The 12,063-nt window shown below is 68.9% G+C and carries 6 protein-coding genes; 2 read left to right on the top strand and 4 right to left on the bottom strand.

The window, feature by feature from the left end; all coding sequences use genetic code 11:
* The first annotated feature begins 21 nt into the window (after positions 1-21).
* Positions 22-597: a hypothetical protein gene (locus AC3RX0_RS15845; RefSeq protein ID WP_491506969.1), complete on the top strand. Its 576-nt coding sequence runs from the start codon at positions 22-24 to the stop codon at positions 595-597.
* Positions 598-664: 67 nt separating this feature from the next.
* On the opposite strand, the gene AC3RX0_RS15840 is transcribed toward AC3RX0_RS15845, so the two are convergent.
* Positions 665-1,918 (bottom strand): amidohydrolase, encoded by a 1,254-nt coding sequence (locus AC3RX0_RS15840; RefSeq protein WP_491506968.1) that lies wholly within the window; start codon positions 1,916-1,918, stop codon positions 665-667.
* Positions 1,919-2,122: 204 nt separating this feature from the next.
* Between AC3RX0_RS15840 and AC3RX0_RS15835 the strand changes: the two genes are divergently transcribed.
* Positions 2,123-3,598, top strand: a complete 1,476-nt coding sequence (locus AC3RX0_RS15835; protein WP_491506967.1) for a glutamate-cysteine ligase family protein — start codon at positions 2,123-2,125, stop codon at positions 3,596-3,598.
* A 7-nt stretch (positions 3,599-3,605) separates the two neighbouring features.
* Here the strand turns inward: AC3RX0_RS15835 and AC3RX0_RS15830 are convergent, their stop codons facing one another.
* From AC3RX0_RS15830 to rpoB, 3 genes are all read right to left on the bottom strand, one after another.
* On the bottom strand, positions 3,606-4,217 hold the full coding sequence (locus tag AC3RX0_RS15830; protein ID WP_491506966.1) for a hypothetical protein: 612 nt from the start codon (positions 4,215-4,217) through the stop codon (positions 3,606-3,608).
* A gap of 153 nt (positions 4,218-4,370) precedes the next feature.
* Positions 4,371-8,282, bottom strand: a complete 3,912-nt coding sequence (locus AC3RX0_RS15825; protein WP_491506965.1) for a DNA-directed RNA polymerase subunit beta' — start codon at positions 8,280-8,282, stop codon at positions 4,371-4,373.
* A 44-nt stretch (positions 8,283-8,326) separates the two neighbouring features.
* Positions 8,327-11,821 (bottom strand): DNA-directed RNA polymerase subunit beta, encoded by a 3,495-nt coding sequence (gene rpoB / locus AC3RX0_RS15820; protein WP_491506964.1) that lies wholly within the window; start codon positions 11,819-11,821, stop codon positions 8,327-8,329.
* Positions 11,822-12,063: the final 242 nt, after the last annotated feature.

Here is a 12,063-nt window from a genome sequence, read left to right as displayed (position 1 = left end):
GGCCCGACTTAGAGTGTCTGCATGCGCAGGCTCGCCATCGTCGCCGGGGTTGCGGCATCCCTTCTTCTCGGAGTCATGCCGCTGGCGGCATGCGCTCCCGACGCCGCCCCTCGCAGCGCGGCGACGACCAGCGTCTCGCCCACCCCGGCACCCACCGACTGGCCCACGCCGACCGCCGAGCCGGTGGCTCTGCCGACCGACTGCCGGGCGATCCTGTCACCCGACGTGCTGCTGCAGCTGAAGGGCGTGCCGCTGAACGACCCGGCGTTCGGCGGTGCCACCGGCGTGCAGCCGGACGGGTCACTGATCTGCGTCTGGGCCGATCCCGTCGCCGACACGACGAGCCTGTGGACCCAGATCTCGCGCACCGATCGCGAGAGCGCGGCGACCGTCGAAGGCGGCCTGCGCACGAACGGCTACGGATGCTACGACTCGCAGAGCGGCACGCGATGCGAGAAGACCTGGCCGAACAAGACCTATCCGGTCACCGACGGCCGCACCTGGTTCTGGCGCGACGACATCGTCATCGACACCCATTACTCGAACCTCGCCCCCAACGGGTACACCGCCAGCATCGTCTCGCATCTGTTCGGCTGACGCGTCGCACCGGAGTTCTGCACGCCGACAACGGCCCACAGCGGCCGGCCGGGCCGACCAGGCCGGGTCAAGCGCCGGCGAGGGCGGCCAGCGCGGTGTGCACGAGCGTGCGCACGCCGACCGGGATCGCCCGCTCGTCGGCGCGGAACTCGGCCGAGTGCAGATCGACCCGCGGCTCGAGCCCGTCCCACACCCCGAGCCGGGCGAGGGCCCCGGGCGCGTGGTCGAGCAGCACGGCGAAGTCCTCGCCGCCGGTGGACTGCTCGGCCTCGACGATCGCCCCCTCGCCGACGGCGGCGCCGATGGCCCGCCGCAGCACGTCGACCGACGCGGCGTCGTTGACCACGGGCGGCACGCCGCGCACATAGGTCAGGTGGTACTGCGCGCCGCTCGGCGCCAGGATCTGCCCGACCAGCTCGGTCACGATCGGCTCGGCGAGGTCCCAGGCCGCGCGGTCCATGATCCGCAGGGTTCCCCGCAGCGAGCCCTGCCGGGGAATGACGTTGGATGCCTCGCCCGCCCGGACTGCTCCCCACACCAGCAGCGCACCCGATCGAGGGTCGAGCCGCCGGTTCACGAGCATCGGCAGCCGGGCCGCGACCGCCGCCAGCGCGCCGACGACGTCGACGGTCAGATGCGGGCGAGAGGTGTGCCCGCCGGGGCCCTGCACGTCGAGCTCGATCACGTCGCACGCCGAGGTGATCGGGCCCACCCGCAGGCCGAGCTGCCCCACCGGCACCCGCGGGTCGCAGTGCAACGCGAACACGCAGTCGACGTCCTGCATCGCGCCGCTGGCGACGAGCTGGTGCGAGCCGCCGGGCATGACCTCTTCGGCCGGCTGGAACAGCAGCCGCACCGTGCCGGCGAACCGGGGTGCCGCGCGCAGCGCGAGGGCCGCTCCCAGCAGCACCGTCGTGTGCACGTCGTGGCCGCACGCGTGCGCGACCCCGGGAACCGTCGAGGCGAACGGCAGGCCGCTGGCCTCGGTCACCGGCAGCGCGTCGACGTCGGCGCGCAGGCCGACCACCCGCCCCGGGGCGCCCCCGGTGACGTCGGCGACGAGGCCGGTGCCCCCGGGGAGCACCTGCGACGCTATCCCGGCCACGGTGAGGGTGTCGTGGATCAGGGCGGTCGTCTCGATCTCGTGCCGCGACAGCTCCGGGTGCGAGTGCAGACGGCGGCGCAGCGCGATCATCGCGGGCAGATGCTCTGCGAGCACCGCGTCCAGCCAGGCCGGCCCATGACCGGCCCCGGGGTCGACGGCACTGGCGGGAGCAGCCGCGAGGGCCGCGGCATCCTGTCCCGAAGGCGTTGTGGTCATCTGCGTCGTCGTTCCCGGGCGCACGGCCTGCGCATGCAGCCCTGTGCCCCAGCGTAGACGGTGACCGCGGCCGACACCGCCCCGCCGCCAACGCGGTCTGTCGCGTGGGGCGGCGTTGTGCTTAGCTCATGCCACACGAAATCCGCGCCGCTGCAGGCGCCCGGCCCGCGGCTTCGGCCACGGCATCGCAGCAAGGGAGTCGCCATGGGTGATGACATCGCCTCCCCGATCTTCACGCGCGAGCAGCGCAAGCAGTACCGCGCGAAGGTGCAGCGTTGCCTGGACGTGTTCGAGCAGATGCTGGGCGGCCACGCGTTCGAGTTCGAGCGGCCGCTGACGGGCCTCGAGATCGAGCTGAACCTGGTTCGGCGCGACGGGCAGCCGGCGATGGCCAACGCCGCGGTGCTCGCGGCGATCGCCGACCCCGCGTTCCAGACCGAGCTCGGGCGCTACAACATCGAGCTGAACGTGCCGCCCCGGCCGCTGCCGGGCGACTCCGCCCTGGATCTCGAAGAGCTGCTGCGCTCTTCGATGAACCAGGCCCAGAAGCGGGCCCGCGAGGCCGATGCGAGCATCGTGATGATCGGCATCCTGCCCACTCTGCGCCCCGAGCACCTGCAGGGCGACTGGATGAGCGCGAATCCCCGGTACGCCGCCCTGGACGACGCCGTGTTCGCCGCACGGCGCGAGGACCTCGAGCTCGACATCGCCGGCGCCGAGTCGCTGCGGATGTACTCGCCGACGATCGCGCCCGAATCGGCGTGCACCTCGGTGCAGCTGCATCTGCAGGTCGCGCCGGCCGAGTTCGCCGCGTACTGGAACGCCGCCCAGGTGATCGCCGGACCCCAGCTGGCGCTGGGCGCGAACTCGCCGTTCCTGTTCGGCAAGCGGCTGTGGGCCGAGACGCGCACCGAGCTGTTCCTGCAGGCCACCGACACGCGCTCGCCCGAGCTGCGCAACCAGGGCGTGCGCCCGCCGGTGTTCTTCGGCGAGCGGTGGGTGACGAGCATCTTCGACCTGTTCGAAGAGAACGTGCGGTACTTTCCGGCCTTGCTGCCCGAGACCACCGACGAGGACCCCGAGGCCGAGTTCGCCGCCGGCCGTGCGCCGCGGCTGCAGGAGCTGCGGCTGCACAACGGCACGGTGTACCGGTGGAACCGGCCGATCTACGACGTGGTCGACGGCCGACCGCACTTGCGGGTCGAGAACCGCGTGCTGCCGGCGGGGCCGACGGTGGTGGATGTCATGGCCAACGCAGCCTTCTATTACGGCGTGGTGCGGATGCTGGCCACCGAGGACCGCCCGATCTGGACGAAGATGAGCTTCGACGCCGCGCACTCGAACTTCACCGAGGGCGCCCGGCGCGGCATCGACTCGGTGTTCTACTGGCCGGGGATCGGGGCGGTGCCCTGGGACGAGCTGCTGCTGCGGCGCCTGCTGCCATTGGCCGACGAGGGCCTGTCGCGCTGGAACGTCTCGGCGGCAGTACGCGACCGGTATCTGTCGATCATCGAGGAGCGCGCGAAGCGCCGCGTCAACGGCGCCTCGTGGCAGGTCGCGACCGTGCAGGCGCTCGAGAACCGCGGCATGGGCCGCGACCGCGCGCTGGCCGAGATGCTCGTGCGCTACACCGAGGGCATGCACGCGAACGCGCCCGTGCACACGTGGGAGGTGCCGTAGCCCCCGGTCACGGCCAGAGTCGCTGCACGAGCTGCTCGGTGTATCGGGCGGGATGCCACTGCCGCTCGATCGTCGACAGCCACATGCCGCCGCGCACGATCTCGACCTCGGCGGTCTCGCCCGCGGTCTTCGTGCACTGCACGCCGTCGCCCGACCCGGCGCAGACGAAGCCCTGGCCGGCGAAGCCCGGCTGCGCGATCGCGGCGGCTTCGGCATCCACCCGCGCCAGCGTCGTCGTGACCGTCCCGCCGCCCGACTCGCGCCAGGTGCAGGTCATGAGCACGTCGGGCTGGAGCGCATCGCGGACGGTGGCCGCCGAGGTGTCGGGCGCATCCTGCGTCTGATTCAGGACGACGTGCGGCTGCCACGTCAGCTGCGACCACAGTCCGTCGGGGTACAACGACCGGCAGTCGTCGGTCAGCGCGGTGCCGATGCTCTCGATGGGACGGGGAGAGGATGCCGCGTCCGAGCGGGGCTGCGACGCCGAGCGCAGCACGTCGCCGACGAACTGCACGGCGGCCGGCACACCGGGCGCGGCCAGCCACACGAGTCCCGCCACAACGCCCAGGCACAGCACCCCCGCCGGCCAGGCGATCCAGCCTGAACGACCCCCGATCATCCCCGTTCACCCCCTTGGTTCCACGGTACGTCCACCACCGGGCCGTGGCGCTGAGCAACCCGCCCGCACCTGCACCGACGACGAAGGCCCCCGGCGCGATGCCGAGGGCCTTCGGATGACGGGATGCCTCGAGTCGAGGCATCCCGTCACCTGTCAGTTGTACTGGCCGGGCGTGAAGTCGTCCGTCGAGAAGCTGTCGAAGTCGACATAGCTCAGGTCGGCGTCGCTGTACGCGCCGTCCGAGGCGAAGATGCGGTTGGGGTACCGCTCGCTCTTGGCCTCTTCGGTCGCCTCGACCACCACGTTCCGGTACTTGGTCAGTCCGGTGCCCGCGGGGATCAGCTTTCCGATGATCACGTTCTCCTTCAGGCCCACGAGCGGGTCGCTCTTGCCCTCCATCGCGGCCTGGGTCAGCACGCGCGTCGTCTCCTGGAACGACGCGGCCGACAGCCACGACTCGGTCGCCAGCGACGCCTTCGTGATGCCCATCAGCTCCGGGCGGCCCGACGCGGGACGCTTGCCCTCGGCGACCGACGCACGGTTGATGTCGATGAAGCGGCGCGAGTCCACCAGCTCACCGGGCAGCAGCTCGGTCTCGCCGTGGTCGACGACGGTGACCTTGCGCAGCATCTGGCGCACGATGACCTCGATGTGCTTGTCGTGGATCGGCACACCCTGCGACCGATAGACGCCCTGCACGCCGCCCACGAGGTACTTCTGCACCTCGCGCGCACCCTGCACGCGCATGATCTCCTTCGGGTCGAGCGTGCCGACCTGCAGCGGCTGGCCCACCGAGACGTGCTGGCCGTCCTCGACCAGCAGCGTCGCGCGCTTGAGCACCGGGTACACGTGCGGCTCGTCGCCGTTGTCGGGAGTCAGGATGACCTTGCGGGTCTTCTCCGTCTCGTCGATCGTGATCCGGCCGTCGCTCTCGGCGATCGGCGACGCGCCCTTCGGAGTGCGCGCCTCGAACAGCTCCTGCACGCGGGGCAGACCCTGCGTGATGTCGTCCGCCGAGGCCGAACCACCGGTGTGGAACGTACGCATCGTCAGCTGCGTGCCGGGCTCGCCGATCGACTGGGCCGCGATGATGCCCACGGCCTCGCCGATGTCGACGATCTTGCCGGTGGCGAGCGAGCGGCCGTAGCACTTCGCGCACACGCCGACTGCCGAGTCACAGGTCAGCACCGAGCGCACCTTGATGGTGGTGACGCCGGCCTCGACCAGGCGGTTGATCAGCACGTCGCCGACGTCCTGACCGGCCTCGGCGAGGACGTCGCCGTTCTCGGCGACCACGTCGGTGGCGAGGGTCCGCGCGAACACCGAGTTCTCGACGTTCGCGTCGCGCACGAGCGCGCCCGACGAGTCGGGGGTCGCGATCGTGAACTCGAGGCCCTTGGTCGTGCCGCAGTCCTCTTCGCGGATGATGACGTCCTGCGACACGTCGACCAGACGTCGGGTCAGGTAACCCGAGTCGGCCGTGCGCAGAGCGGTGTCGGCCAGACCCTTGCGGGCACCGTGGGTCGCGATGAAGTACTCGGCGACGCTCAGCCCCTCGCGGTACGAGGAGATGATCGGGCGCGGGATGATCTCACCCTTCGGGTTGTTCACCAGGCCGCGCATACCCGCGATGTTGCGGATCTGCAGCCAGTTGCCTCGCGCACCCGACGACACCATGCGGTTGATGGTGTTGTCGGCCGGGAAGTTGTCGCGCATCGCCTTCTGGACCTCGTCGGTCGCCTCGGTCCAGATCTTGATGAGCTCCTGCCGGCGCTCGGCGTCGGTGGTCAGACCCTTCTCGTACTGGCCCTGGACCTTCGCCGCCTGCTTCTCGTACTTCGCGACGATCTCGCCCTTGGTGGGCGGGGTCAGGATGTCGCTCAGCGCGACCGTGACACCCGAGCGGGTGGCCCAGTAGAAGCCGGCGTCCTTGATCGCGTCGAGCGCGGCTGCCACGACGACCTTCGGGTACTCCTCGGCGAGCTTGTTGACGATCTGCGACAGCTTGCCCTTGTCGGCCTGCTCGCGCACGAACGGGTACCCCTTGGGCAGGGTGTCGTTGAAGATCGCCTGGCCGAGCGAGGCGTCCACGAGTCCGTGGCCCTTCTTATCGATGGTCCCGTCACCATTGAGGACGTCCCCATACCCCTCGGGGGCTTCGCCCTCGAGGAAGGTCAGACCCGGGATGCGGATGCGGACCTTGGCCTGCAGGTCGAGCGTGCCCTCGTCGCGGGCGAGGATCGCCTCGCCGACCGAGCCGAACACACGACCCTCACCGGCCGCGCCCTCCTTGATCGTCGTCAGGTGGTGCAGACCGATGATCATGTCCTGCGAGGGCAGGGTCACCGGGCGGCCGTCCGACGGCTTCAGGATGTTGTTCGACGCCAGCATGAGGATGCGGGCCTCGGCCTGCGCCTCGACCGACAGCGGCAGGTGCACGGCCATCTGGTCACCGTCGAAGTCGGCGTTGAACGCCGCGCACACGAGCGGGTGCAGCTGGATGGCCTTGCCCTCGACCAGCTGCGGCTCGAAGGCCTGGATGCCCAGGCGGTGCAGCGTGGGGGCACGGTTGAGCAGCACGGGGCGCTCGCGGATGATCTCCTCGAGCACGTCCCACACCTCGGGGCGGGTGCGCTCGACGGCGCGCTTGGCTGCCTTGATGTTCTGCGAGTGACCCAGGTCGATGAGGCGCTTGATCACGAACGGCTTGAACAGCTCGAGGGCCATCTGCTTGGGCAGACCGCACTGGTGCAGCTTCAGCGTCGGGCCGACGATGATGACCGAACGGCCCGAGTAGTCCACGCGCTTGCCGAGCAGGTTCTGACGGAACCGGCCCTGCTTGCCCTTGAGCATGTCGGACAGCGACTTGAGCGCGCGGTTGCCGGTACCGGTGACCGGGCGGCCGCGGCGGCCGTTGTCGAACAGGGCGTCCACGGCCTCCTGCAGCATCCGCTTCTCATTGTTCACGATGATCTCGGGGGCACCGAGGTCGATCAGGCGACGCAGGCGGTTGTTGCGGTTGATCACGCGGCGGTACAGGTCGTTCAGGTCGCTGGTCGCGAAGCGGCCACCGTCCAGCTGCACCATCGGGCGCAGCTCCGGCGGGATCACCGGCACGACGTCGAGCACCATGGATGCCGGGCTCATGCCCGTCGACAGGAACGAGTTCACGACCTTCAGGCGCTTGATCGCGCGGATCTTGCGCTGACCCTTGCCCTCGGCGATCTGCAGGTGCAGGCTCTCGGCCTCGGCGGCCAGGTCGAACGCCTGCAGGCGGCGCTGGATCGACTCGGCGCCCATGTAGGCCTCGAAGTACTGGCCGAAGCGGTCCTGCAGCTCGTGGAACACGTCGTCCTCGGGCTTGAGGGCGCCCACCTCGAGCGTGCGGAAGTCCTCCCACACGCGCTCGAGCTTGGCGATCTGCTCGTCGGCGTTCTTGCGGATGGATGCCATCTCCTTCTCGGCGGCATCCTTCGTCTTCTTCTTCTGGTCGGCCTTGGCGCCTTCGGCCTCGAGGGCCGCGAGGTCCTCTTCCAGCTTCTGCAGACGGGCGGCCACGCGCGAGTCGCGACGGTCCGCGATGGTCTTCATCTCCAGGCGGAGGTTGTTCTCGTGCGTGGGCAGGTCGCGGTGGCGGCCCTCCTCGTCGACCGAGATGACCATGTAGGCGGCGAAGTAGATGACCTTCTCGAGGTCCTTCGGAGCCATGTCCAGCAGGTAGCCCAGGCGCGACGGGACGCCCTTGAAGTACCAGATGTGCGTGACCGGGGCGGCCAGCTCGATGTGGCCCATCCGCTCACGGCGGACGGAGGACTTGGTGACCTCCACGCCGCAGCGCTCGCAGACGATGCCCTTGAACCGGACGCGCTTGTACTTGCCGCACGCGCACTCCCAGTCGCGGGAAGGCCCGAAGATCTGCTCACCGAACAGACCGTCCTTCTCGGGCTTCAGGGTGCGGTAGTTGATGGTCTCGGGCTTCTTGACCTCGCCGTAGGACCAACGACGGATGTCGTCGGCGGTGGCCAGGCCGATGCGAAGCTCATCGAAAGTTGTTGCGTCGAGCACTAGTTCTCCTGTGTGCCTTGAATCTTGCGTTTGCCTGACCGGGTTCAGATCTCGTCGATCGACGACGACTCGAACCGGCTGGAGATGTTGATGCCCAGCTCTTCGGCTGCGCGGAAGGCCTCGTCATCCGTGTCACGGAGGTTGACCGCCGTGCCGTCGGCCGAGAGCACCTCGACGTTCAGGCAGAGCGACTGCATCTCCTTCATGAGCACCTTGAAGGACTCGGGAATGCCGGGCTCGGAGATGTTCTCGCCCTTGACGATGGCCTCGTACACCTTCACGCGGCCGAGGATGTCGTCGGACTTGATCGTCAGGAGCTCCTGGAGCGCGTACGCGGCGCCGTAGGCCTCGAGGGCCCACACCTCCATCTCACCGAAACGCTGACCGCCGAACTGCGCCTTACCACCCAGCGGCTGCTGCGTGATCATCGAGTACGGACCCGTCGAGCGCGCGTGGATCTTGTCGTCCACGAGGTGGTGCAGCTTCAGGATGTACATGTAGCCGACCGAGATCGGGGCCGGGAACGGCTCACCCGAGCGGCCGTCGTACAGCGTGGTCTTGCCGGACGCGTCGATCAGGCGGTCGCCGTCGCGGGTGACGAGCGTCGAGTCCAGAAGACCGGCGATCTCCTCCTCGTGCGCACCGTCGAACACCGGGGTGGCGACCTTGGTGCCGGGCGCCGCCTCGCGGGCCGACTCCGGCAGCTCCTTGGCCCACTCGGGGTTGCCCTCGACCTTCCAGCCGGTCTTGGCGATCCAGCCGAGGTGGGTCTCGAGCACCTGGCCGAAGTTCATGCGGCCCGGGATGCCCAGCGGGTTGAGGATGACGTCGACCGGCGTGCCGTCGGCGAGGAACGGCATGTCCTCGACCGGCAGGATGCGAGCGATGACGCCCTTGTTGCCGTGGCGGCCGGCGAGCTTGTCGCCCGCGGTGATCTTGCGCTTCTGGGCGATGTAGACCACGACGCGACGGTTCACGCCGCTGCCGAGCTCGTCGTCGCCGTCCTCGGCGTTGAACTCCTTGACCGCGATGATCGTGCCCTCTTCACCGTGAGGCACCTTCAGCGACGTGTCGCGCACCTCGCGGCTCTTCTCGTTGAAGATCGCGCGCAGCAGGCGCTCCTCGGCCGACAGCTCGGTCTCGCCCTTCGGGGTGACCTTTCCGACGAGTATGTCGCCGGGACGCACCTCGGCGCCGATGCGGACGATGCCGCGCTCGTCGAGGTCCTTCAGCAGGTCGGGGCTCACGTTGGGGAGGTCGCGGGTGATCTCCTCCTTGCCGAGCTTGGTGTCGCGGGCGTCGACCTCGTACTCCTCGATGTGGATCGAAGAGAGCGTGTCGTCCTTCACCAGGTTCTGGCTCAGGATGATCGCGTCCTCGTAGTTGTAGCCCTCCCACGTCATGAACGCGACGAGCAGGTTCTTGCCCAGGGCCAGCTCGCCGTTCTCGGTGGCGGGACCGTCGGCGATGACCTCGCCGGCCTCGATCCGCTCGCCCGCCGAGACGACCACGCGCTGGTTGTAGCACGTGCCCTGGTTCGAGCGGTCGAACTTGCGCAGGTAGTACTCCTGGATGCCGCCCTCGTCGAGCTGGACGGTCACCTTGTCGGCCGAGACCTCGGAGACCACGCCCGCGTTCTGCGCGGTGATGACGTCACCGGCGTCGATCGCGGTGTAGCCCTCCATGCCGGTGCCGACCACGGGCGACTCGCTGCGCAGCAACGGCACGGCCTGTCGCTGCATGTTCGCGCCCATGAGCGCGCGGTTCGCGTCGTCGTGCTCGAGGAACGGGATGAGCGACGTCGCCACCGACACCATCTGGCGGGGCGAGACATCCATGTACCCGATGTCGTCGGCGTGGAACAGGTCGACCTCGCCGCCCTGGCCGCGGCGGGCCAGCACGCGCTCCTCGACGAACGAGCCGTCCTTGTTCAGCGCGGCGCCGGCCTGCGCGACGATGTAGTCGTTCTCCTCGCTGGCGGTCAGGTAGTCGATCTGGTCGGTGACCTTGCCGCCGACGACGCGGCGGTACGGCGTCTCGATGAAGCCGAACGCGTTGATGCGGGCGAACGACGCGAGCGAGCCGATCAGGCCGATGTTCGGGCCTTCCGGCGTCTCGATCGGGCACATCCGGCCATAGTGCGAGGGGTGCACGTCGCGGACCTCGACGCCGGCCCGCTCACGCGACAGACCGCCGGGGCCCAGCGCCGACAGGCGGCGCTTGTGGGTCAGGCCCGCGAGCGGGTTGTTCTGGTCCATGAACTGCGACAGCTGCGACGTGCCGAAGAACTCCTTGATCGCGGCCACGACGGGGCGCACGTTGATCAGGGTCTGCGGGGTGATCGCCTCGATGTCCTGCGTGGTCATGCGCTCGCGGACCACGCGCTCCATGCGCGAGAGGCCGGTGCGCACCTGGTTCTGGATGAGCTCGCCGACCGCGCGGATGCGGCGGTTGCCGAAGTTGTCGATGTCGTCGACGTCCAGGCGGATCTCGACGTCCTTGCCGCCGCGGCGGCCCTCGAACGTCACGTCGCCGCGGTGCAGCCGGACCAGGTACTTGATCGTGGCGACGATGTCGTCCTTGGTCAGCACCGAGTCGCTCAGCGGGGCCTCCAGGCCCAGCTTCTGGTTGATCTTGAACCGGCCGACCTTGGCGAGGTCGTAGCGCTTCGGGTTGAAGTAGAAGTTGTCCAGCAGGCTGCGGGCGGCCTCGGCGGCCACCTGCTCGCCCGGGCGCAGCTTGCGGTAGATGTCGCGGAGGGCGTCCTCCTGCGTCAGCACGGTGTCCTTGCTGAGCGTGTCCTCGATCGATTCGAAGCCGGCGAACTCGTTCAGGATGTCTTCGCTGGTCAGCCCCAGTGCCTTCAGGAACACGGTGACGGACTGCTTGCGCTTGCGGTCGATGCGCACGCCCACCTGGTCGCGCTTGTCGACCTCGAACTCGAGCCACGCACCGCGGCTCGGGATGATGCGCGCCGAGACGATGTCCTTGTCGCTGGTCTTGTCGGGCGTCTTGTCGAAGTAGACGCCGGGCGAACGCACGAGCTGCGAGACGACGACGCGCTCGGTGCCGTTGATGATGAACGTGCCCTTGTCGGTCTGCAGCGGGAAGTCGCCCATGAAGACCGTCTGGGTCTTGATCTCACCGGTCTGGTGGTTCATGAACTCGGCCTCGACGTACAGCGGGGCGGCGTAGGTCTTGCCGCGCTCCTTGCACTCTTCGATCGAGTACTTCTCGGGCTCGAGGTACGGGTTGGTGAAGCTCAGCTGCATGGTCTCGCTGAGGTCTTCGATCGGGGAGATCTCCTCGAAGATCTCCTCGAGGCCGCTGAACTCGGGCACGTCGGTGCGACCGGTGGACTTGGCCTCGGTCACGCGCGCCTTCCACGCGTCGTTGCCGATGAGCCAGTCGAACGACTCGGTCTGCAGGGCGAGCAGATCCGGGACGGTCAGCGTGTCGGAGATCTTGGCGAACGAGAGGCGGGAAGCTCCGCGTCCGTTCTTGGGGGTGGTGGTGGATGCGTTGGGCGCAGCAGCCAAGGGGATAACCTCCATGAGCCCGGTGCGGGCTTCGGTTCCTTGTCGACAGGTGGCGTGCTCTCGTACCCGAACCCTGCGCGCCACGCGTCGCCGCCCATCGGAGCACGTTTCGCCGGAAACGGATCCCTCGGGACACAGCGGGGGCACACAGGCACAGCCGACCACCATATGAAGGCAGGGGGAACCAGAGCGCAACTACCAACTATACGTCGTGCGACGCGCCATGTCCAGCTGGATTCTTG

Source organism: Microbacterium sp. W1-4-2 (genome assembly GCF_058349885.2).
This window is presented reverse-complemented; position numbering and strand designations above follow the sequence as displayed.